At 31.9% G+C, this 23865-nt stretch carries 22 protein-coding genes and 1 pseudogene; 22 read left to right on the top strand and 1 reads right to left on the bottom strand.

Annotated features, from left to right (window positions below; genetic code table 11):
- Nucleotides 1-18 precede the first annotated feature (18 nt).
- The 16 genes from ACWW38_RS09350 to ACWW38_RS09275 all read left to right on the top strand — a co-directional run bounded on the left by ACWW38_RS09350 (nucleotide 19) and on the right by ACWW38_RS09275 (nucleotide 13266).
- A complete protein-coding gene (locus tag ACWW38_RS09350) occupies nucleotides 19-450 on the top strand; it encodes a GNAT family N-acetyltransferase (RefSeq protein ID WP_456257324.1) in 432 nt (143 codons plus the stop codon).
- A 217-nt stretch (nucleotides 451-667) separates the two neighbouring features.
- The gene (locus ACWW38_RS09345; RefSeq protein WP_456257323.1) at nucleotides 668-1141 is read left to right on the top strand and encodes a MarR family winged helix-turn-helix transcriptional regulator; all 474 of its coding nucleotides are present in this window, start codon (nucleotides 668-670) and stop codon (nucleotides 1139-1141) included.
- A 4-nt stretch (nucleotides 1142-1145) separates the two neighbouring features.
- A complete protein-coding gene (locus ACWW38_RS09340; RefSeq protein ID WP_456257322.1) occupies nucleotides 1146-2120 on the top strand; it encodes a beta-ketoacyl-ACP synthase III in 975 nt (324 codons plus the stop codon).
- Nucleotides 2121-2182: 62 nt separating this feature from the next.
- Complete coding sequence (gene acpP / locus ACWW38_RS09335) at nucleotides 2183-2413, top strand: acyl carrier protein (RefSeq protein ID WP_456257321.1); 231 nt, start codon at nucleotides 2183-2185, stop codon at nucleotides 2411-2413.
- A gap of 63 nt (nucleotides 2414-2476) precedes the next feature.
- A complete protein-coding gene (gene fabK / locus ACWW38_RS09330) occupies nucleotides 2477-3427 on the top strand; it encodes an enoyl-[acyl-carrier-protein] reductase FabK (RefSeq protein ID WP_456257320.1) in 951 nt (316 codons plus the stop codon).
- A 34-nt stretch (nucleotides 3428-3461) separates the two neighbouring features.
- Nucleotides 3462-4400, top strand: coding sequence for an ACP S-malonyltransferase (fabD, locus tag ACWW38_RS09325; protein ID WP_456257319.1), 939 nt, complete (start codon nucleotides 3462-3464; stop codon nucleotides 4398-4400).
- A 45-nt stretch (nucleotides 4401-4445) separates the two neighbouring features.
- Nucleotides 4446-5186: a 3-oxoacyl-[acyl-carrier-protein] reductase gene (fabG, locus tag ACWW38_RS09320; protein WP_456260441.1), complete on the top strand. Its 741-nt coding sequence runs from the start codon at nucleotides 4446-4448 to the stop codon at nucleotides 5184-5186.
- A 15-nt stretch (nucleotides 5187-5201) separates the two neighbouring features.
- Complete coding sequence (gene fabF / locus ACWW38_RS09315; RefSeq protein ID WP_456257318.1) at nucleotides 5202-6443, top strand: beta-ketoacyl-ACP synthase II; 1242 nt, start codon at nucleotides 5202-5204, stop codon at nucleotides 6441-6443.
- Between the two features lie 4 nt (nucleotides 6444-6447).
- Nucleotides 6448-6936, top strand: coding sequence for an acetyl-CoA carboxylase biotin carboxyl carrier protein (gene accB, locus ACWW38_RS09310; RefSeq protein WP_456257317.1), 489 nt, complete (start codon nucleotides 6448-6450; stop codon nucleotides 6934-6936).
- A 16-nt stretch (nucleotides 6937-6952) separates the two neighbouring features.
- Nucleotides 6953-7381, top strand: coding sequence for a 3-hydroxyacyl-ACP dehydratase FabZ (gene fabZ, locus ACWW38_RS09305; protein WP_456257316.1), 429 nt, complete (start codon nucleotides 6953-6955; stop codon nucleotides 7379-7381).
- Nucleotides 7382-7389: 8 nt separating this feature from the next.
- The gene (locus ACWW38_RS09300) at nucleotides 7390-8733 is read left to right on the top strand and encodes an acetyl-CoA carboxylase biotin carboxylase subunit (protein ID WP_456257315.1); all 1344 of its coding nucleotides are present in this window, start codon (nucleotides 7390-7392) and stop codon (nucleotides 8731-8733) included.
- Nucleotides 8734-8810: 77 nt separating this feature from the next.
- Nucleotides 8811-9677, top strand: coding sequence for an acetyl-CoA carboxylase, carboxyltransferase subunit beta (accD, locus tag ACWW38_RS09295; RefSeq protein ID WP_456257314.1), 867 nt, complete (start codon nucleotides 8811-8813; stop codon nucleotides 9675-9677).
- A gap of 59 nt (nucleotides 9678-9736) precedes the next feature.
- Complete coding sequence (locus ACWW38_RS09290) at nucleotides 9737-10678, top strand: acetyl-CoA carboxylase carboxyltransferase subunit alpha (protein WP_456257313.1); 942 nt, start codon at nucleotides 9737-9739, stop codon at nucleotides 10676-10678.
- Between the two features lie 214 nt (nucleotides 10679-10892).
- Nucleotides 10893-11759: an ABC transporter substrate-binding protein gene (locus ACWW38_RS09285; protein ID WP_456257312.1), complete on the top strand. Its 867-nt coding sequence runs from the start codon at nucleotides 10893-10895 to the stop codon at nucleotides 11757-11759.
- Nucleotides 11760-11864: 105 nt separating this feature from the next.
- Nucleotides 11865-12551: an amino acid ABC transporter permease gene (locus tag ACWW38_RS09280; RefSeq protein ID WP_456257311.1), complete on the top strand. Its 687-nt coding sequence runs from the start codon at nucleotides 11865-11867 to the stop codon at nucleotides 12549-12551.
- Nucleotides 12544-13266 (top strand): amino acid ABC transporter ATP-binding protein, encoded by a 723-nt coding sequence (locus tag ACWW38_RS09275; RefSeq protein WP_456257310.1) that lies wholly within the window; start codon nucleotides 12544-12546, stop codon nucleotides 13264-13266. Before ACWW38_RS09280 ends, ACWW38_RS09275 begins: the two co-directional genes overlap by 8 nt.
- 27 nt (nucleotides 13267-13293) lie before the next feature.
- On the opposite strand, the gene ACWW38_RS09270 is transcribed toward ACWW38_RS09275, so the two are convergent.
- Nucleotides 13294-14208 (bottom strand): GDP-mannose 4,6-dehydratase, encoded by a 915-nt coding sequence (locus ACWW38_RS09270; protein WP_456257309.1) that lies wholly within the window; start codon nucleotides 14206-14208, stop codon nucleotides 13294-13296.
- A 323-nt stretch (nucleotides 14209-14531) separates the two neighbouring features.
- On the opposite strand from ACWW38_RS09270, the gene ACWW38_RS09265 reads away from it, so the two are divergent.
- The 6 genes and pseudogenes from ACWW38_RS09265 to ACWW38_RS09240 all read left to right on the top strand — a co-directional run bounded on the left by ACWW38_RS09265 (nucleotide 14532) and on the right by ACWW38_RS09240 (nucleotide 23863).
- Nucleotides 14532-15881 carry a glycosyltransferase gene (locus tag ACWW38_RS09265; RefSeq protein WP_456257308.1) on the top strand — a complete coding sequence of 450 codons (1350 nt, stop codon included), beginning with the start codon at nucleotides 14532-14534 and terminating at the stop codon, nucleotides 15879-15881.
- A 26-nt stretch (nucleotides 15882-15907) separates the two neighbouring features.
- A pseudogene (locus tag ACWW38_RS09260) lies at nucleotides 15908-18427 on the top strand (glycosyltransferase).
- Between the two features lie 386 nt (nucleotides 18428-18813).
- A complete protein-coding gene (locus ACWW38_RS09255) occupies nucleotides 18814-19440 on the top strand; it encodes an amidase domain-containing protein (RefSeq protein ID WP_456257307.1) in 627 nt (208 codons plus the stop codon).
- A 294-nt stretch (nucleotides 19441-19734) separates the two neighbouring features.
- A complete protein-coding gene (locus tag ACWW38_RS09250) occupies nucleotides 19735-22098 on the top strand; it encodes an ATP-dependent DNA helicase (RefSeq protein WP_456257306.1) in 2364 nt (787 codons plus the stop codon).
- A 141-nt stretch (nucleotides 22099-22239) separates the two neighbouring features.
- Nucleotides 22240-22521 carry a hypothetical protein gene (locus ACWW38_RS09245; protein WP_456257305.1) on the top strand — a complete coding sequence of 94 codons (282 nt, stop codon included), beginning with the start codon at nucleotides 22240-22242 and terminating at the stop codon, nucleotides 22519-22521.
- Nucleotides 22522-22618: 97 nt separating this feature from the next.
- A complete protein-coding gene (locus ACWW38_RS09240) occupies nucleotides 22619-23863 on the top strand; it encodes a competence/damage-inducible protein A (RefSeq protein ID WP_456257304.1) in 1245 nt (414 codons plus the stop codon).
- Nucleotides 23864-23865: the final 2 nt, after the last annotated feature.

Below are 23865 nucleotides of genomic sequence, written 5' to 3'. Positions count from 1 at the left end.
TATATGGGGGGTATAAAAATGAATAATATTTTATGGTTTAAGGGGAAAGATGGAATTAAAGATGCGTTCCAAATAAGAAACCAGGTGTTTGTGAAGGAACAGAATGTTCCGGAAGAAATGGAACTAGATGATATAGATAACTATGCAGATCATATAATCATCTATAATGAAGACAAGCCTATAGCAACAGGTAGAATGTTTGAAAGTGATGGGCAGATATTCTTTGGAAGAATTGCAGTTTTAAAAGAATATAGATCAAAACATTTTGGCCAAGTAGTAGTAAAAAAGCTTATAGACAAAGCATTTAGTGAAGGACATGAAAAAATTTATATACATGCTCAATCACGAGTACAAAAGTTTTACGAAAGGTTAGGATTTAAAGCTTTTGGAGACAAATACTTTGAGGCTGGAATTGAACATGTTAGTATGGTTATAACAAGAGATAAATAAAATAATACATAAATAGGGAATCTATCAATAATAATCTCATGAAAATTAAATATAATATTAAAAAATTACAGCATAATATGTAATTAAATTAAATATTGTGCTGTAATTTTTTAATTGACAGATTTTTATCTATAATATATACTTTGATTATCAAAATATTTGATTGTCGAAATATATTTCATAGAAAATTAACATTTAAAGGCGAAAAGAGCGTGATATGGTGGAGAAGTGTATAAAAGCTATTCTAAATGAATTGCTGGTAGATACTTTTAATGAAATTTTAACAATAGAGCAAACAGCTTTAAAGTCTGGAAGGCTTAACGATCTTTCAGTAACAGAAGTCCATACCATTGATGCCATAGGAATGTATACTCCTAGAACCATGTCGGAGATAGCAAATGATTTGGGAATAACGGTAGGCACACTGACAACGGCAATAAATAATTTAGTTAAAAAAGGGTATGTTGAGAGAAAAAGAGATGAGAATGACAGGAGAGTAGTTAATGTTATTCTTACTAGAAAAGGTAAGCTAGCTTACAGAGTTCATGAAAAATTTCACTCTGATATGATTAAAGCTACTATTGAAGGATTGTCAGAAGGAGAAGAGAAATTGTTAGCTACAGCTCTTGGTAAATTGAATGATTTCTTTAAAAATAAGTATATTATAAAAAATCAAAATGAGAAGGAATAATATTATGTTTAAAGTTAGTATAGTAGGCACTGGAAGCTATGCTCCAGAAAAGATTATTACAAATGATGATATATCAAAAATTGTAGATACTAGCGATGAATGGATAAGTGACAGAACGGGAATAAAAGAAAGAAGAATATCAACAGGTGAACAAACTTCAGATATTGCAACAAAAGCTGGTGAAGAAGCTATAAGAAAGTCAGGATTAAAACCAGAAGATCTGGATTTGATTATTGTGGCAACAGCTACACCAGACTGTTTTGTTCCGTCTACAGCATGCATTGTTCAGAAGAATATAGGAGCAATAAATGCAACTTGCTTTGATATCAGCGCAGCTTGTACAGGATTTATATATGCGGTTAGTATAGCTTCACAATTTATAATGACCGGACAAAAGAAAAGAGCACTAGTTATAGGAGCAGAAACATTATCTAAAATATTAAATTGGAATGATAGAAATACTTGTGTTCTATTTGGAGATGGTGCAGGAGCAGTTGTACTTGAAAAAAGTGATAAGGGTGGAATTATATCACAGTATACAGGATCTGATGGTACTGGAGGAGAACACTTAATGTGTGGAGCAGCACCACTTAAAAATCCTTATTATGATTTATATGAAACTTATAGAGATACCTTATCAATGAATGGAAGAGAAGTTTTTAAATTTGCAGTTAAGGTAATAGTGCGTTCTATAAATGAAGTATTAAAAAATACGGATTATAGCTTAGAGGATATAAAATATATAGTTCCACATCAGGCGAATATGAAAATAATTGAGCTTGCTTCTAAAAAGCTAAAGATGGATTTGTCTAAGTTTTATATCAATCTAGACAAATATGGCAATACATCAGGTGCAAGCATTCCTATTGCATTAAATGAAATGAATGAAAAAAATTTATTGCAAAAAGGCGATAAGATTATATTAGTTGGATTTGGTGGAGGTCTTACCTTTGGCGCGCAACTAATAGAGTGGAATTAAAACAATTAAGTGATAAATAAAAAATAAATAAAATAAATAATTTAATTTTAGGAGGGCATATCATGGTATTTGAAAAAGTTCAAAAGGTTATAGCTGATCATTTAGGAATAGGAGAAGGAGAAGTAACTCTAACTTCAAAATTTCAAGAAGATTTAGGAGTTGATTCTCTAGATATATTTGAAATAGCTATGGAGCTTGAAGATGAATTCAATTTAGAAATATCTAACGAAGATCTTGAAGGTATAAAAACTATAGGTGATTTAGTTGAATATATAAACTCAAAGACTGAATAATTAAGGTGTTAAAAACATAAGACTGCTTTTATTTCAGCAGTCTTATTTCATAGGGAGGTTAATATGAGTAATACTACTTTATTTAAAAAATTAGGAATAAAGTATCCCATAATTCAAGGGGGAATGGCTTGGATAGCTGATAGCTCCTTAGCGTCTGCGGTATCAAATGCTGGAGGACTTGGAATTATAGCAGCAGCTAATGCTCCTGTTGAGTATATTAGAGAAGAAATAAGAAAAGCAAAACAGCTTACGGATAAGCCTTTTGGAGTAAATATAATGCTTTTAAGTGATAATGCGGACGAAGTAGCAAAGATGGTATGCGAAGAAGGGGTAAAAGTAGTTACTACAGGCGCAGGCAGCCCAGGAAAGTATATGGAAATGTGGAAACAACATGGAATTACTGTAATACCAGTAGTTGCTTCTGTGGCTTTAGCAAGGAGAATGGAAAGAAGCGGAGCAGATGCTATAGTTGCGGAAGGCTGTGAGGCTGGAGGACATATTGGGGAAATCACAACTATGTCACTTATTCCTCAAATAGTGGATGCAGTAAATATTCCTGTAATAGCTGCAGGAGGCATAGGAGACGGAAGAGGAGTTGCGGCAGCATTTATGCTTGGAGCATCAGGCGTCCAAGTGGGAACAAGATTTTTAGTAGCTAATGAATGTACTGCTCATAAAAATTATAAAGATAGAGTAATTAAGGCTAAAGATATTGATACTGTTGTAACAGGAAGACCAACAGGACATCCAGTTAGAGTATTGAGAAATAGACTTACAAGAGAGTACGCCATTCTTGAAAAAGAAGGATGCAGCCTGGAGAAGTTTGAGGAATTAGGAAGAGGAGCACTGCCAAAGGCAGCTAGAGATGGAGACGTTGATATGGGTTCTGTTATGGCAGGACAAATAGCAGGACTTATAAAGAAAGAGCAAAGCTGTAAAGAAATGATTGAAGAAATGTTCAATGAAGCAATAAGTGTAATGGAAAAAACCAACTTAAAAAATTTATGTGAATAGTATTTTTCATTATAAAGTATAGTGGGGGTTTATTATGAACAAAATAGCATTTATATTTGCTGGGCAAGGGGCTCAGTATATAGGAATGGGTAAAGATCTTTATGAAAATATAAAAGAATCTAGAGAAATTTTTGAAGAAGCAGATAAGGCATTAGGATTTTCGATTAGTAATTTATGCTTTGAAGGCAACAAAGAAGATTTAGATAAGACAGAGAATACTCAACCAGCTATTGTAACTACCAGTATAGCAGCACTAAAGGCATTAGAGATAAATGGAATCAAAGGAGAAGTAGCAGCAGGACTTAGCCTTGGAGAATATTCTGCTTTGGTTTACAGTGGTGTTTTAGAATTCAAGGATGCAGTTAAACTAGTTAAAAAAAGAGGTAAGTTCATGCAGGAAGCTGTTCCAGAAGGCATAGGAACAATGGCAGCCATAATGGGATTAGACAGAGATAAAGTAAATGAAGCTTGTGAACTGTCAAAAGAGGCTGGAATTATAGAAGTGGCAAATTATAATTGTCCTTCTCAGATAGTTATTGCCGGGGAAATAGAAGCTGTAAATGCTGCTTGTAACAAAGCAAAGGAATTAGGCGCAAAACGTGCTATGATTCTTCCGGTTAGTGCACCATTCCATACATCAATGCTGAAAGAAGCTGGGGAAAAACTTTATAATGAACTTCAAAGTATGGAATTAGGTGATATGAAAATACCTGTAATGACTAATGTTACAGGGGATTATATAAAAGATAAGGGATCTATTAAAGAGTTACTAAGAAAGCAAGTTAAGAGTTCTGTTATGTGGGAAGACATAATTAGAGGAATGATAAGGGACGGTATAAATACTTTTATTGAAATAGGTCCAGGGAAAGCATTAAGTGGCTTTGTAAAGAAAATAGATAGGAATGTAAGAGTATTAAATGTAGAGGACTTAAAGTCATTAAATGTAACTATTGAAGCGCTAAAAGAAGTCTAACATTAAATAGGAAAGGTTTATAGGAGGATTTTAATGGAGACAATTATGTTAAAAGGTAAAAATGCGATAGTTACTGGTGCAAGCAGAGGAATAGGAAGAGCAATTGCTATAAAATTTGCAGAACTAGGAGCTAACGTAGTTTTAAATTATAGAAGCGATATAAATTCAGTTCAAGAAGTAGTTAAGGAAATAGAAAGTAAAGGTGTTAAGGCATTAGCAATTCAAGGAGATGTAAGTAGCTTTGAAGATTCAAAGAAAATAATAGATGAAGCTATGGAGAAGTTAGGTTCTGTAGATATTCTTGTTAACAATGCAGGCATAACTAAGGATTCACTTATTATGAGAATGAAGGAAGAAGAGTTTGACAAGGTAATAGAAGTTAACCTTAAAGGAGTATTTAATTGTATTAAACATGCAATACCTGTAATGGTAAAGCAAAGAAGCGGAAAAATAATTAATATTTCTTCTGTGGTTGGACTTTCAGGTAATGCAGGTCAAGCAAATTATGCAGCAGCTAAGGCTGGAATAATTGGACTTACAAAATCTGTTGCAAAGGAAATTGCAAGTAGAGGAATAACTGCAAATGCTATAGCTCCAGGATTTATTCAAACAGATATGACAGAGACTTTAGGAGAAAAAGTAAAGGAAAATATTAAGGCAAATATTCCTTTAAAAAGACTAGGAAGTCCAGAAGATATAGCTAATACTGCAGCATTTTTAGCATCTGATATGGCATCATATATTACAGGTCAGGTTATTAGTGTGGATGGTGGAATGCACATTTAGAGGAGGTAAATGAAAGTGAAAAATAGAGTAGTTATCACTGGAATAGGAGCTGTTACTCCTATAGGAAATGATGCAAAAAGCTTTTGGAATAGCGTAAAGCAAGGAAAATGTGGAATAGATAAAATAACAGCTTTTGACACAACCGAATTTAAGGTTAAATTGGCAGCTGAAGTTAAAGATTTTAATGTTAGTGATTATATGGATAAAAGAGAAGCTAGAAGAATGGATAAGTTTTGTCAATTTGCTATGGTAGCTGCAGATGAGGCTATAAAGAATTCAGAACTTAACTTAGAGACTATAAATAGTGAAAGATTTGGAGTAATTGTAGGCTCAGGTATAGGTGGTATAGCAACTATAGAAGAACAACATCAAAAGCTCTTAGAGAAAGGACCAGGTAGAATATCCCCTTTCTTTATTCCTATGATTATAGGTAATATGGCTGCAGGTAATATAGCTATAAAGTTTGGTGCAAAGGGAATTTGTACTTCCATAGTTACAGCTTGTGCTACAGGTACTCATGCTATAGGGGAAGCATTCCATAACATAAGAAGCGGAAGCTCTGATGTTATTATAGCTGGAGGAACTGAAGCATCTATAACTCCTCTTGCATTAGCAGGATTTACTTCACTTACAGCTTTAAGCACAAGTGAAGATCCGTTAAGAGCATCTATACCTTTTGATAAGGAAAGAGATGGCTTTGTTATGGGGGAAGGATCAGGAATATTAATACTTGAGTCATTAGAACATGCCCAAAAGAGGGGAGCTAAAATATATGCAGAAGTTGTAGGATATGGAGCAACTTGTGATGCATACCATATGACATCTCCAGCACCAAACGGAGAAGGTGGAGCTAGAGCTATGAAACTAGCTATTTTAGATGCTGGTATAAAAGAAGAAGAGATATCTTATATAAATGCTCATGGAACAAGTACACCATATAACGATAAGTTTGAAACAGCTGCAATTAAGAGTGTATTTGGAGATATGGCAAATAATATACCAGTTAGTTCAACAAAGTCTATGACAGGCCATTTATTAGGCGCAGCAGGGGCAATTGAGGCTATTATATGCTCTAAAGCATTAGAGGAAGGATTTATACCTGCAACTATTGGTTATAAAGTCCCAGATGAAGAATGTGATTTAGACTGTGTTCCAAATGTAGGAAGAGAGCAAGAAGTAAGATATGCAATGTCTAACTCATTAGGCTTTGGAGGGCATAACTCAACAATAGTTCTAAAAAAATGGGATGAGAGGTAGAAAAATGGATTATAAGAATATTCAAGAGCTTATAAAAACTGTAAGTGATTCTAAATTAACTTTATTTGAAATTGAAGCTGAAGGTATTCATATAAAAATGAATAAATTAGATGAAAGAACTTCTAATGGTTCATTAAGAGAGAATAATATGCATGAAGTTCAAACAAATTCAAATGAAGTTCTTAATGAAGTAAGCTTTGAAAAGGTAATTTCAGATAGCAGAGCTGATGAAAATAGAGTTCAAGAGCTAGATAATACATCAACTATAAAGTCACCTATTGTTGGAACTTTTTATGCTTCATCTTCACCAGAAGAGGATTCTTTTGTAACTGTAGGAAGTAAAGTTAAAAAAGGAGATACACTTTGTATAATAGAAGCAATGAAACTTATGAATGAAGTGGAAGCAGAAGATGATTATGAGATAGTAGAAATACTAGTAAGAAATGAAGATATGGTTGAATATGGTCAGCCGATATTTAGAGTTAAGAAGTAGAGTGGAGGAAAAATATATGTTACTAGGAATAAAAGAAATTCAAGAGATTATACCACATAGATATCCATTTTTACTTGTAGATAAAGTAGAGGAATTAGAAAGCGGAAAGAGAGCAGTAGGGTACAAGAATGTAACTATGAATGAGTATTTCTTTGCTGGACATTTTCCACAAGAACCTGTTATGCCGGGAGTACTTATGGTAGAGGCATTAGCACAGGTAGGAGCCATAGCCCTTTTAAGTATGGAAGAATATAAAGGTAAAATTGCTTACTTTGGTGGAATAAACAAAGCTAAGTTTAGACGTAAAGTTGTTCCAGGAGATGTACTTAGGTTGGAAGTTGAGATGATAAAGATGAAGGGCCCTGCTGGAATTGCTAGAGCTATAGCCACTGTAGATGGAGAGAAGGCAGTTGAGGCTGAATTGATGTTTGCCATAGGGAAGTAGGTGAAAATATGTTTAGTAAAATTTTAATTGCTAATCGAGGAGAAATTGCAGTTAGAATAATTAGAGCTTGTAGGGAAATGGGAATAGAAACAGTTGCCATATATTCTGAAATAGATAGAGATTCCTTGCATGTAAGTTTAGCAGATGAAGCTGTCTGCGTTGGGCCAGCAAAACCACAGGAAAGCTATTTAAATATGGAAAATATAATAAGTGCTACAGTATTAAGTGGTGCTCAAGCTATTCATCCTGGGTTTGGGTTTTTATCAGAAAATAGCAAGTTTGCTCAGATGTGTAAAGATTGTAATATAGTTTTTATAGGTCCAGAAGTGGAAGCTATAGAAAACATGGGAAATAAGTCAAAAGCAAGAGAAATAATGATGAAATCAGGAGTTCCTGTAATACCAGGTACTGAGGGAAGCGTAGAAACTTTAGATGAAGCATTAGATGCTGCAGAAAAGATAGGATATCCTGTAATGGTTAAAGCCTCTGCTGGCGGCGGAGGAAGAGGAATAAGAATCGTAAAAGACAGTGAAGAATTAAAGAAAGCCTTTGAAGCAGCAAAAGGGGAAGCTAGAATATCCTTTGGTGATGATACTATGTATATAGAAAAATTCATTGAAAATCCTAGACATGTTGAGTTTCAAATCTTAGGAGATAACTATGGTAACATAATTCATCTTAATGAAAGGGATTGCTCAATTCAAAGGAAAAATCAAAAGGTCTTAGAGGAAACACCGTGCCCTATAATGACTGAGGAATTAAGAAGGAAAATGGGTGAAGTAGCTGTAAAGGCGGCCTCAGCAGTAAGTTATAGAAGTGCAGGTACTATAGAATTTTTGTTAGATGACAAAAACAACTTTTACTTTATGGAGATGAATACAAGAATACAGGTAGAACACCCAATTACAGAAATGATAACAGGTATAGACTTAGTAAAGGAACAAATTAAAATAGCAGCAGGAGAGAGAATAGAACTTACTCAAGAAGAGGTTAAGATAAATGGACACTCAATAGAATGCAGAATAAATGCAGAAAATCCTAAGATGGGATTTAGACCATCACCTGGAATAATAAATATTCAACATATTCCAGGGGGAAATGGAATAAGAATTGATAGTGGCATTTATGAAGGTTATAGACTTCCTCCAAATTATGATTCTATGATTGCAAAACTTATAGTACATGGAAAGAATAGAGAAGAAGCTATAGCTAAAATGAAAAGAGCATTAGAAGAATTTGTTATAAGTGGTATAGATACTAATATAGAGTTTCAGCTTGAAATATTGTATAATGAAATATTTGAAGAAGGATCATATAATACTGGGTTTATCGGTAGAGAATTTAATTATTAAGAGTTTGACAATTGATAATTAAAACATTATTCCAAAGCAACAATTATTGTATTGTTGTTTAAGGTGGGTGAATTTTTATGTTTAAATTTAATCCTATATTTAAAAAGACTAAGTATATAACATTAAAAAATGAAGCGCAAAATGATCAACAAAGCCAAGAAAAAGGTCCCAATATACCTAATGGGATGTGGATTAAATGTAGTAGTTGTGGAAAAACAATATACAAGAAAGATTTAGAAGATAATTTTAAGGTATGTACATTTTGTGGAAAACATTACAGAATGAATTCTAGAGAAAGAATAGAATTTATAATTGATACAGGAACTTTCAGAGAACTTGACAAAAACCTTGAAACAGTTAATCCACTAGACTTTGAAGGATATGAAGAAAAGATTAATAGTTTAAAAGAAGAAACAGGACTGAGCGAAGCAGTAGTTACAGGATACGGCAAAATATATGGCAAAGATGTAGTAATTGCAGTTATGGACAGTAACTTTATGATGGGAAGTATGGGCTCAGTAGTTGGAGAGAAAATAACTAGGGCTATAGAAAATGCCACAAAACATAGATTGCCGATTATTATATTTACAGCTTCTGGGGGAGCTAGAATGCAGGAAGGAATGTTCTCACTTATGCAAATGGCAAAAACGAGTGCTGCCATTGCAAGACATGGTGAAGAAGGACTGCCATATATATCTGTATTAACTGATCCTACAACTGGTGGAATTACAGCAAGCTTTGGGATGCTAGGAGATATACTAATATCTGAGCCAGGAACTCTCATAGGATTTGCAGGGCAAAGAGTTATAGAACAGACTATAAAGCAAAAGTTGCCAGAAGGTTTTCAAAGTGCAGAATTTTTATTAGAACACGGCTTTTTAGATAAGATTGTTAAAAGGCAGGAATTAAAAAAGGTATTATATAAAATTCTAGATATGCATTAAAGTAGAGTTTATGAGTTATTTTAAGGTTATTTTGTCACCCTTGTAAAGGAGATGCTAGGATGCTGGAGTGCGAAAAAAAAATAAATGAGCTTAGTAACAGAATAGATGAGTTAAAAAAATTCTCTAATGGGAAAGAAGTAGATTTATCACTTGAAATAGGCAGGCTAGAGGAAAAGCTAGAAAAACTTAAGAGTAGTGTGTATAAAAATCTATCTCCATTTGATAAGCTTACATTATCAAGGTTGTTAGAACGCCCTACAGCACTTGATTATATAGAAAGAATTTTTGATTCTTTTATCGAACTGCATGGGGATAGATATTATAAAGATGATGCCTGTATTATAGGAGGTATTGCTAAATTAAATGGCATGCCTGTAACAGTAATAGCACAACAAAAGGGCAGAAATATGAAAGAAAATATAAAAAGAAATTTTGGAATGCCAAGTCCAGAAGGGTATAGAAAAGCCTTAAGATTAATGAAACAGGCTGAAAAGTTTAATAGACCGATAATATGCTTCGTAGATACCCCAGGTGCTTACTGTGGAATGGATGCAGAAGAGAGAGGCCAAGGTGAAGCTATTGCCAGAAACCTTATGGAAATGTCTAATTTAAAAACTCCAATTATATCCATAGTTATAGGAGAAGGCGGTAGTGGAGGAGCACTTGCATTATCTATTGGAGATGAAATATGGATGCTTGAACATGCTGTTTATTCTGTGCTTTCACCAGAAGGATTTGCAAGTATCTTGTGGAAAGATTCTTCGAGAGTAAAAGAAGCTGCTGCTATAATGAAGATAACAGCTCAAGATATAAAAGGATATAATATAATAGACAAAGTTATACATGAACCAGAAGGTGGAGCTCATAAAGATATGGATATGATGGCTAAAACTATAAAAGACGAGCTTTTAAAGGTGCCATTTAAAGAGTTAAAAGATAATATAAGGAGTACTTTGGAGAAAAGATACTCTAAATATAGGAACATAGGACAATATTTATAGTTGTTCATATTAATTTATAATAGAATATATGATAATATATTGGAAAAGTGATTGCACAAAAAAGTACAATCACTTTTAGTATTTATATAGATAAGTACCCAGAAATTGCTTATAAATAATCAATATTTTTTTATAAATATTAATATAAAATGGTTGAATAAATATAAATCTTGATGTATAATAATGCGGAAGATGATTACTAGGGGGAATAAGAATGATTAAGATTAGAAAGATGACAGCAGTTATGCTTACAATAATAATGTGCCTAGGCTTAACGTTAGTAGGTTGTGGCAGTAAAACTGCAAATGACAAAGAGAATAATAAGCAAGAAACTCAACAAAAAGATGGAGCAAACCAAAGCCAATCAAAAGTTGATCAAATAAAAAAGGCAGGAAAGCTAGTACTTGGAACATGTGCAGACTATCCACCATATGAATTTCATACAATGAAGGATGGAAAAGACCAAATAGTAGGTTTTGACATTGAAATTGCAAAGGAAATTGCAAAAGATCTTGGAGTTCAGCTTGAAATTAAGGATATGGACTTTGATGGACTTATTCCTTCACTAAAGACAGGAAAAATTGATTTAGTTATATCAGGAATGACTCCAACTGCTGCTAGAATGAAGGAAGTTGACTTTTCAAAGATATATCTTAAAGCTGATCAAAGCGTAATAGTAAGAGCTGAAGATAAAGAAAAGTTCAATACGCTAGAAAGCTTAGCACCAGTTAAGGTAGGAGCTCAAACATCTTCAATTCAAGAAAAGATAGCAAAAGAACAAATAAAATCTACAAAAGTTACTTCCTTAGGAAAGGTTACAGAACTTGTTCTTTCTTTGAAAACTAAAAAGGTTGATGCTATTGTTATTGAGTATCCAGTAGCAAAAGCTTATGTAGCTCAAGAAAAAGGTCTAGCATTATCAAATGTAAAAGTTCAAGATCCAGATGGAGGTTCTGCTGTAGGAGTCCAAAAGGGTAGTAAAGATTTAGTTGAAATAGTAAATAAAACAATAGATAGATTATTATCAGAAGATAAAATAAATAAATTTATTGATGCAGCAAGTGTAATTAAACAACAATAATAATACAAGAGTTATGTATAAATAATAGTAATAAATGAATAAATTTTAAAATCAAAAGATAATGGCACCATGTCATTATCTTTTGTTAAGGTAGGAGGAATTTTAATGGGAGAGGTTTTAGAATTTGTATCTAAATATTTCGGATACTTTCTAAGTGGTGCAGGAATAACTGTTATGATAGCATTTTTTACAGTGATTTTTGCCGTTGTTTTTGGAATATTATTTGCTTTAATGAAGCTTTCAAGTAATAAATTATTAAGAGGTGTTTCTTCAACTTTTGTAGAGATTGTAAGAGGAACTCCACTATTAGTGCAATTATATATTTTATATTATGGATTACCTATGATTGGATTTGAGTTACCTCAAGTAGATGCCTTTGGAACTAATCTTACGGATTTTGCTTCTGTTATTTTAGCGTTGACAATAAATAGTACAGCTTATGTAGCAGAAATAATAAGGGGAGGAATTCAGTCAATTGATAAAGGGCAAATGGAAGCTGCAAGATCTCTTGGTTTAAATTATAATATGGCAATGAAATATATAATAATACCACAAGCTATAAAAGCTATATTACCGTCACTTGGAAATGAATTTATAACAGTAATTAAGGAGTCAGCGATTATCTCTGTAGTTGGAATACATGAACTTATGTTTAATGCAAGAGTAGCATCAGGAGCTACCTATAAGATATTCACACCTTATATTATGGCAGCGGTTATGTATTTTGTATTAACCTTTGGACTTTCAAAATTATTAGGTGTTGCTGAAAGGAGGATGAAGGTAAGTGATTAAGGTAAATAATCTAGTTAAGAAGTTCGGAAATTTAGAGGTTTTAAAGGGCGTAAATACCCATATAAAAAAAGGAGAAGTTGTAGTTGTAATAGGACCTTCAGGTTCAGGTAAAAGTACCTTCTTAAGATGTCTTAATCTTTTAGAAGAACCTACAGATGGAGAAATAATCTTTGAAGGAAAATCTATTACTGATAAAAATAATGATATAAATAAGCAAAGAGAAAAAATGGGGATGGTGTTTCAACAGTTTAATCTATTCCCTCATTTGAGCATATTAGATAATATAACTTTAGCTCCAATAAAGCTAAACAAATATTCAAAAGAGGAAGCTGAAAAGGTAGCTTTAAGGCTATTAGAGCGTGTTGGACTTAAAGACAAAGCAAACAGCTACCCAAAACAGCTATCAGGTGGTCAAAAGCAAAGAATAGCTATAGCGAGAGCACTTGCAATGTCACCAGATGTAATGTTATTTGACGAACCTACCTCAGCATTAGATCCTGAAATGGTTGGAGAAGTTTTAGAGGTTATGAAGGAACTAGCAAAAGAAGGTATGACAATGGTAGTTGTAACTCATGAGATGGGATTTGCAAAAGAAGTTGGAGATAGAGTATTCTTTATGGATGGTGGAGTAATATTAGAAGAAGGTACACCAGATGAAATATTTAATAATGCTAAAATGGATAGAACAAAAGATTTCTTAAGTAAAGTATTATAATTAGAAAACCCTTGATGAAAAGTTTCATCAAGGGTTTTTATAATATTCTATAGTTTTCTTCAGTCCATCTTTCAAACTAAATCTTGGAATCCAATTAAGTTTATTTTTAGCTTTACTAATATTAAAATATGAATTTTCTATATCTCCTTTTCTAGGTGATGCATACTCTATATTACATTTTAGGTCAATGATATCTATCATATTTTCAGCTAGTTCCTTGACAGAAGTATAAACTCCAGTGCCTATATTAAATCTCTCTTTGCCTCCACTGTTGAGAGCTGCAATATTAGCGTCAACGATATCTTCTACAAAGATGTAGTCTCTTAAGGCACTACCATCTCCAAATATATATAGTGGTTGCTTTTTAAATAAACTATTCATAAATGTGGATATTACGCCACCTTCCCCCTTTGGATCTTGCCTTATTCCGTATACATTTGCATATCTGAGTATGGTGAAGTCTAAATTATTTAAATTACTAAACACTCTTATATATTCTTCAGCAGTATATTTAGATAATCCGTAATAAGATATGGGTCTTATTTCATGCCTTTCATCTATAGGTAGGTATTGGGGTTGACCATAAACAGCTGCTGAAGAAGAATATACTATTTTTTTAACATTATAGTTAACACAATTATTTATTATATTTATAGTACCACATACATTTACATCAGAATCAAATATAGGATTCATTATAGATTTTTGCACATTTATCTGTGCTGCTAGATGATAGACTATATCAAATTTTTCCTTTTCAAATATTTTTGATATATTAGAATCCAAAATATCATTTATATATAATTGAGCTTTTTTATTTACATTATTTATATTTCCAGTAGATAAATTATCTATTATACATACATTGTGTCCTAGATTTATAAGTTTATCTACTAAATTAGATCCTATAAATCCTGCACCGCCACTAACTAATATCTTCATAAAGCCCTCTCCTTTTTACAGCAAATTAAAATATCTAACTAATGGATTTAGTAATCCGTATTTTCATAATATTATGATAGGTATCATATTGTGAAAATAATAATGAGAGCTTAATTAAAAAGTTATTAACAATTCTTAAATTTTATTAAACATTGTCAAGGCTATATTGAAATTAGGAATAAATAGAACATTTTATGATTTTACTCATATATTAATTATGTGACGTTAATAAAATGTTTTCTTTGAGTAGTTTCAATGAATTATTTATGCATCCTATGTAACTTGATTTTAAATATAATTTACTTTTGGAGAAGTGATATAAAATGACAATGTTATATGATCGGGCAGCAGGACTTGTAAGCGTAATTATCCCTGCCTATAATTATGATCGCTATATAATTGATACCCTTGAAAGTTTAAAAAGGCAAACCTATTCTAATATAGAGATTATTTTGATAGATGATTGTTCACAGGATAACACAAAAACTATTGTAAATGAATGGCTTACTGAAAATATGGACAAGTTTACGGACTTTGTGTATGTACGGCTGCCAAGAAATCTTGGTTTCGAGTGGGCCGTAAATGTTGGCTTATGTCTATCAAAAGGAGAGTATGTTGTATTTCACGACGCTGATGACATTAGTCATGATGAAAAAATTGAAAAGCAGGTAAAATATCTTCAGGAACATCCTGATACTGCCGCATTAGGCACTGTATTTTCATCTTTTCGGGATGATATATCAAACATTACATCTACCAGCGGCTGGATTAGTTTTGATGCAAATGAAATTGAAAGAAACTATAAGACTGATATTAAGCACTGTGTGTGCTACGGGACACTTATGATCCGTGCCTATATTATCGATGAGGTCATTGGCTTTAATAAAGCAGTTCTATTTTCTAATGATTTCTTTTTTGTGAGTAATATTGTAAATCATGACTTTATCGTTGAGAACTTAAATGAAAACCTGTATTTCTACAGAAACCATGATAAGCAATTTTCACGGAGTCTTTATGAGGGGGATGCCGTAACTCATAACTACAAAGAAAAAAGGAAAAAAAATGAAGGACAAGCAAGTATCGTTTTACCAATAAAAGGTATATCGGATAAAGTTAAGGAAACCTTAGAGAGTATAGCCTCTCAAACTTACGATAATCTTGAATTAGTTATTATAGATGAGCAGCCTGATATTAATACAGAAGACTTTATTAACAAATGGGCAGAACCATATAAAAATAATGGTAAATTTAAAGATTTAGTATATTTCCCTCTACCAAGGGAAGTTGGATTTCCTTGGTTTTATAATATAGGGTCTTATCTTTCTAGAGGGGAATTTATAGCATTTCACAATGTCGGAGGTAAAAGCCATCCAAAAAGAATAGAAGAACAAATTGAGTTTTTAAGAAACAATTTCATGTATAGTGTTGTAGGTACAAATTATAATGACAGTGGAAATTATATAAAATTCAAAGATGATATTGAATATTCCTATAGCGTTGATTTTATGCCTTGCATGAATTTTAATACGCTTCTTTTTCGAAGTGACATTATAGATAAAACTGGAGGTATAAATAAACGTATTGATGGTGCAGAAGATTTTGAATTTATTTTTAATCTTTTACACAATGGCTACAGAGTAGAGAATCTATCTGACATCTTATATTATCAGTAGATAAAAAAAGCAGGTGAATAATGATTATGAAGCCAGAAATTAGTGTTATTATGCCAGTATACAATTGTAAGCAGTATATCTTTGAATCCATTAAAAGCATATGTAATCAAACTTTTGAAAACTGGGAGCTTATTATTATTAATGATAATTCCACAGAAAATATTGAAGAAGAAATAAAAAAGATACAGGATGACAGAATTCATTATCATGCTTTTGTAGAACATGAAGGCTTATTTAATTCATTAAAATATGGTTTGCAGCAAGCACATGGAGATTTTATCACATTTCATGATCCAGATGATATTAGTTCTCCTACCAGGTTTGATGAACAGCTCAATTACCTTAAATCCAATGATGATTTAGGGATGGTTTCATGCCTTATCAGATGTTTTACTAATGATACTAGCTATCGTAATGCCTGTACTTTTATAGAGAAAATTCAAAATGCTCATATATCCAAAGAACAGATTGAAAATGCAATTATCAATGGATTTTCTCCAGTTATATTTCCTACAATACTAATGCGTAGAAGTCTATTAAATGGAGTTGAATTCCATAAAGAAGAAAATGAACTAGAAGACTACCTTCAGATATTTTTATATTTGATTAAACAAGGTAGATTAGAAAAAGTCAACAGCATTCTTTATTATTATAGAAGACATAAAAATTCCTATCATATTCAAAATGAAAAAAATTATTCTGAAACAGTAGAAGCTCAGCTAAGTCAAAGCGGAATACAAAATTTTATAAAGTATAGGGAACTCTACAAAAATTTAGAAAGTGAGCAGTATATAGTCAGTAGATCAAAGGAAGATAGCCCCTTAAGAATATTGATGCTTATAGATGCCCTAAATATTGGTGGAACAGAGATGTATGTATTAGAGCTTGCAAAATCGCTGAAAAAGTTAGGGGCACATGTAATTATCGGAACCTCTGGGGGTCCACTAACAGAAGTGTTCAAGCATTATGGATTAAAAATTGTAAAAATTCCTTTTACTAGCGACTATATTTCTAATAAAAACATTATGAAGTTAATTAAATTAACAAAGAAAATAATAGATGAAGAAAAAATCAATTTGCTTCACTGCCACCTTTTTGCGAGTATGCGTCTAGGAAATGATATTTATAGAAGCTACAAGATACCATATATAGTCACATTACATGGCTTATTTTATCCTAATGATGTACTATTTATGTCCTGTATCAATGCAACTAAAATTATTGCAGTAAGCGAACCAATCAAAAAACTAATTGAATCAAAATTAGGCTCAAGAATAAGAGGAGAAATTGTGGTGATTCCAAATGGAATTGATATGGAGAATTTTCATCCTCAGCATAAAGTAAAAGGTTTAAAAAATCAGCTTGGTATACCTGAAAAATCTCAGGTTATAACTTACTGCAGTCGTCTAGATTGGGGAAAAACCTTAGCTGCCGAAGCTTTTATTTTTGCATGTTTTATTTTAATGACTGAAAATAAAAATCTACATGCTTTTGTTATTGGAGATGGAGCTGATAAAAATTTAATCACACATGAAGTAAACATTCTGAATAAAATATTACAAAGAGATGCAATTCATGTAGTAGGTGCGAAATTTGACGTATTGCCTTATTATCAGAATGCAAATATTGTAGTTGGCACCGCAAGAGTGGCACTTGAGGCCATGAGTTGTGGTAAGCCAGTTATTGCCGTAGGGAATCATGGATATACCGGAATCATTAGTCCTAAACGTATGAACGAGCAATGGAATATGTATTTTGGTGACCATGATTCAATAAAAAAAGCAGATCCCTTAACACTTGCAAAAGATTTAAATAAATTGCTACAAGGCACCAAAGTGTGTAAATTTTTAGGAAGACGAGGTAGAAGCTGGTGTGAAAAAAAATTTGATAGTCGACTTGTAGTAAAATATATTTCCGATTTATACCAAGAAGTTTTATCTGAAAAAGAAGTAGAAAATACAAATAAAGAAAATATGCCTAATAAGATAGGAACCGATATACTGACAAAAGAAAGTCCTCTTTTAGAAAAAACCTCTTCCGTAATTAGCAGAATTCCTGATGAGATTGAATTTACTCCAGAAATAAGTGAAGTAGTATTTGGTTACAATAATGCAGTTGTACGATACTGCAATCATTGTAATCACAGTAGGTTTGATATTACCATACCTTTTACTATAATATTGAAAGATAAAAAAGATTCCTGTAAAACACTAATTGTGCCTGAGTTGCTTCATCTTGAGTTAAATGACTATAACTATAATAATTGCATTCACAAACAAGATTGTGAATGTGGAGCAATGGTAAATCCTAAAAATAAATATGGAATAAAAATAGAAAATGAAATAAAAAATAACCCTATTATTGATGAGCATAACCAGAATATTATATTTGAGATCATTACCAGGATATACGTTGAGTTCTGTGATCCAGATATATTTGATCTGGAAACTTGAATCCATGGATCAAGTTCTATTATTAGTAAAGATTATAACTCCGATTATGATGCTAACTCACCTATGAGAAAATATTCTTATAACAGACCTTAATAAAAAATAAGTAAACTATATGAAAAAGTTGACAATGAGCAGTTATTGCACATTGTCAATTTTCAGTTTTATGACATTGACCCCATGGGTATTTGTAAAACCAGTGCTATGTGCCTATATGTTTTCTGCATTACACTCAGTTGTCGCATTAGATACGACAAGACTGCTACTACTTATATGACAACTTTGTTCTCTCTTATATGTCAAAATTGCTATAGGAAGAATACTAATTGAAGAAGAATTAATATTACTAATAGAAAAGAGTGGGTAGGATAGGTTTTGTATGGAAAATTTTGCACCCCTGGGGTTAATGAGTTTGTCCCCTGACATAAAACCTAATTTAAATTGATATCTATATATTAATATCAATTATTTTAGGGGATAGTATGAGAGAATATAATAGAAGAAATTATGTTATGGGAAGATTAAACTTAAACTATGATAGAAAGGCAGCAAAGGAATATGCTGAGAGATATGCATTAAATCCAAATATAAATAACTATCCATACTTTGAAACGGACGATTGTGCAAATTTTGTATCTCAAGTATTAAAAGCTGGAGGAATAGATGAGACTGGCTATCCTAGATGGGATAAACTTGAATCATGGTTTTGTAATACTATAAATACTAAAGATTTAACTAATATAGCTATAACTTGGAGAGCAGCAAGATATTTTAGAAGGCATTGGGGAAATGAAGATGGATTAGGCAGAAATAGAGCTGCAGAATATATAATTTTAACTGTACAGCAAGCTTTAGATAATTTCGAAAAGTTATATCCCTTATTGTATGAAGGAGATGTAATCCAGCATGGAGACCCTAATCAAAATAATTATCCTTACCATACTCAAGTAATACATGGAAAAGGATATAACTTTCAAGTTGGCAGATATGACTTGTTTATGGCTCAACATACTGAAAATAGATTATATGTTTCATTATACGACTACTTAAACAGGTTTGATAATAAGTCATTGAGATCTGTATACATTTATAGAATAAAAATTGATTAATTTAAATGTTTCATAGTTACAAACAGCAATAGTAGGGGGCTGTCGCACTAAGAATAAACACTACAATATATTGTTTTAATTTTAAACTTGCAAAACAGTATATTGTATGTAAATTTCTTAATGCGACAGACCCTTACTGCTATTATAACCTTATTAAAAGGCTGACATTTTATAAGGTATAATTATTATAAAATATAATTGTTTTAGGAACTATTACAATGGTTTATAATTAGATAAAGTGAAATTTAGAAGTGATATTTATACAATAAATATTCATTTAGAAAGGATAGGCTTATGAAAGGTAAAAGTACGATTAAGATTTCAGTAAGGAATCTAGTAGAATTTGTGTTAAGGTCTGGAGATTTAATTTCTACTTTTACAGGAAGCTCAAGAAATACAGATGCTATAAAGGCACATCAAAAAATTCAAAAGTCTTCACCAAAGGAATATAAACCAGAAGTAACCCTTTCTTATGTTTTTGAAAGTGAAGATATATTAATGGAAATAAGCGGACGAGCAGATGGAATAATTGAAGAAGATAAAAAGGTTACTATAGATGAAATAAAGACCACAACAAGGCCTTTAGAATTTATTGAAGAGGAATACAATGAACTGCATTGGGCACAAGCGAAGTGTTATGGCTTTATCTATGCAAAGGAAAATAATTTGCAAGATATATTTGTTCAGCTTACATATTATCAAATGGACACGAAGGAAATAAAAAAATTTATTAAATCATTTACTTTTAGCGAGTTAGAAAGTTTTTTTCTGGATTTAGTTAATAGGTATATAGATTGGGCTAAAGTTCTAAATAGTTGGGAAGAGTGTAGAAATAAATCTATTAAGGGGCTAAACTTTCCATTTTCCACATATAGAGAAGGGCAAAGAAAATTAGCTGTATCTGTTTATAAAACTATAGCTGAAGGGAAAAAAATATTTGTGCAGGCCCCTACAGGAATAGGTAAAACGGCTGCAACCATTTTTCCAAGTCTAAAAGCTATGGGGGAAGGGCATACGTCCAAAGTATTTTATTTGACGGCAAAAACTATAACAAGAACGGCAGCAGAGAAAGCCTTAGGAGGTATGAGAAATGGTGGTTTGAAAATTAAGAGCCTTACTATTACAGCCAAGGATAAGATATGCTTTAAACCAGAAGATGGGTGTGACCCGGAAAAGTGTGAATTTGCTAAAGGACATTTTGATAGAATTAATGATGCTATTAGAAATATATACAATGATGAAGAAAATTTTTCAAGAGAAACTATTGAAAAGTACGCTTTAAAGCATAAGGTTTGCCCCTTTGAATTTTCTTTAGAGCTAGCTAATTTTGCTGATTGCATAATTTGTGATTACAATTATGTCTTTGATCCTAGGGTATACTTAAAAAGATTTTTTCTAGAAGGAAGTACAGATTTTACATTTTTAATTGATGAGGCTCATAATTTAGTTGACAGAGCTAGAGAAATGTTTTCGGCAGAAATGAATAAAAGAGAATTTTTAGAGTTGAAAAAGCTTAGTAAAGAATACTCAAAGGATATTTCAAAAATTCTCAATAAAATTAATTCTCACATGATAGATTTAAGAAAGTTATGTGAAGAAAATGATAACCAGTATATAGATATGGAATCACCAAAAGAGATAATACCAATGTTAAGGGAATTTATATTTGATGCCGAAAAATGGATTCTAGAAAATAAGGATAAGAGTGTCAAGTTTAAAGAATACTTATTAGAGTTATATTTTAAATCACTAGCATTTATAAGAACTTTTGAAGAGTATGATGAAAGATATGTAACCTATATAGAAAAAATAAATGATGATGTTAAACTAAAAATGTTTTGTCTTGATCCATCTTATTTACTTGGAGAGGCAATGAAACGTGGAAAAGCTACTATATTGTTTTCAGCAACACTTTTACCTATGGACTATTTTATAGAAATTTTAGGGGGAGATAAAGAATCCTACAAACTAAAACTAAATTCTCCTTTTGATAGAAAAAATTTATGTGTAATTATAGATTCTAAAGTTCAAACCACATATAAAAAAAGAGAATTTACGTATTATAAGATAGTTGAAGATATAGAAGCTGTAGTAAATGGGAAAAAGGGTAATTATCTAGTGTTTTTTCCATCATACAGATATATGAATGAAGTATACACAAGATTTTGTGAGAAGAACCCAGATATAAAAACAATACTCCAAGAAGCATATATGAATGAAGAAGAAAGAGAAGAGTTTTTAAATAAATTTTCTTCTGATAATGAAGAAGAATTAGTTGGCTTTGCAGTGATGGGTGGACTTTTTTCAGAGGGAATTGATTTAACAGGAGATAAACTAATAGGAACTATAATCATTGGAGTAGCTCTGCCTCAAGTTTGTTTAGAAAGGAATATCATAAATGATTATTTTCTTCATAACAATAATCAAGGATTTGAGTATGCATATATGTATCCAGGTATGAATAAAGTTATGCAAGCAGCTGGGAGGGTTATACGTACAGAAAAAGATAAGGGAATAATTCTTTTAATTGATGAAAGATTTGTATATCCAAGTTACTATAAGTTGTTTCCAAAGGAATGGCACTCATCAATAGTCGTCAAAAACTCTAAAGATATAGAAAAGAATGTAAAGGAGTTTTGGAGGGAAAGCCAGCAATAATCTACAAATACATTGTCGAATTGTACAACTTAAAAAAGATATATAAATAATAAAGTCAAAATATATTGACAAGCGAACATATGTTCTATATAATCAAAATATACAGATTTAAAGGTATATTATGGTTATGGGGGTACGTTTATGCAAAACGATGCTAATTTATTTGTAAGAGTTAACTATTCAATAGAGGGCAAAAGTTCTAAAGGGCAATGTACAGGTGCACATATAACAAGGTTAAATTCAAATGGCAAAGATAAGTATTTAATTGGCGGCGGATATTTTAATAAAAATGGGGGTTCTCTTGTATTTAAGGCAAAAGATCTGAAAGAAGCAAATGCAATTGCAAAGAATAATATGTTTGTAAAGAATAAATTATATAGTTATGAATTAATTATATTAGATAATAAAATTAGAATTGCATAGTTAAAACAGTATAAGCAATATAGAAAATATAATTCTAATGAGCATTTGTTTTTTTTGATATAATATATAGTGAAATAAAATGAAAGAAGGTTAAAAAATGAGGGCTGAAATATTAGCAGTTGGCACAGAGATCTTATTAGGAAATATAGTTAATACAAATGCTCAATATATAGCAAATCGTTTAGCTCAATTAGGAATAGAAGTTTATCATCAATCTGTGGTTGGAGACAATGAAGAAAGATTAAGACAAGCGTATGATTTAGCATTTGAAAGAGCTGAATTGGTAATAACAACAGGAGGACTTGGACCTACTAAGGATGATTTAACAAAAGAAGTAGCTTTTGATTATTTTGGGAAAAGGCCAATACTTCATGAAAGAGTATTAAAAGATATAGAAGGTTTCTTCGAAAAACTACATATGGCTATGGGGGAAAATAATAAAAAACAAGCTTATTTTCCAAAAGATGCTATTATAATGCCTAATAATAATGGAACAGCTCCAGGTTGCATAATTGAAGAAAATAATAAAATATTAGCTGTTTTACCAGGACCACCAAGAGAAATGAAGGCTATGTTTGAAGAAAGCTTGGTTCCATACTTAATGAAGTTTCAAGATGGAGTATTACATTCAAAAACACTTAGAATTATTGGAATGGGAGAAAGTAAGGTAGCTGAAGTAATAGAAGATATTATAGATGGATCTAAAAACCCAACTGTAGCTCCTTATGCTAAAGATGGAGAGGTTACTCTAAGAATTACTGCTAAGGCTAAAAATGATGAGGAAGCTAATAAATTAATATTGCCTGTAGAAGGAGAAATTAGAAGCAGACTTGGAATGGCAGTTTATGGTGAAGGAGAAATCTCAATAGAAGATGTAATAGGAAAAATGTTAGTAGATAACAAATTAACCATAGCTACGGCAGAATCGTGTACAGGAGGGCTTTTAGCGGGAACAATAATAAATTATCCAGGTATTTCTGAGGTGTTTAAAGAAGGGGCAATAACCTATACAAATGAATCAAAAATGAAGAGGCTAAAGGTTAAAAAAGATATTCTTGATAAGTTCGGCGCGGTAAGCAGCCAAACAGCAGCAGAAATGGCGGAAGGAATTGCTAAGATGGCTGGAACAGATATTGGAATATCAACTACAGGTATTGCAGGACCTGGCGGTGGCAGTGAAGAAAAACCTGTAGGACTTGTATATGTAGGTCTTTATTTAAAGGGAGAGGTAAAGACTAAAGAGTTTAACTTAGTTGGAGATAGGCAAAGAATAAGAGTTGCTACGGTAAATAGAACATTAGAATGGCTAAGAAGAGAGCTGCTAAAAGGAATCTTAAAATAGTA

It is taken from the genome of Clostridium sp. JNZ J1-5 (assembly GCF_053901425.1).
The sequence above is the reverse complement of the archived record's forward strand: the minus strand, read 5'-3'. Positions and strand labels throughout refer to the sequence as shown.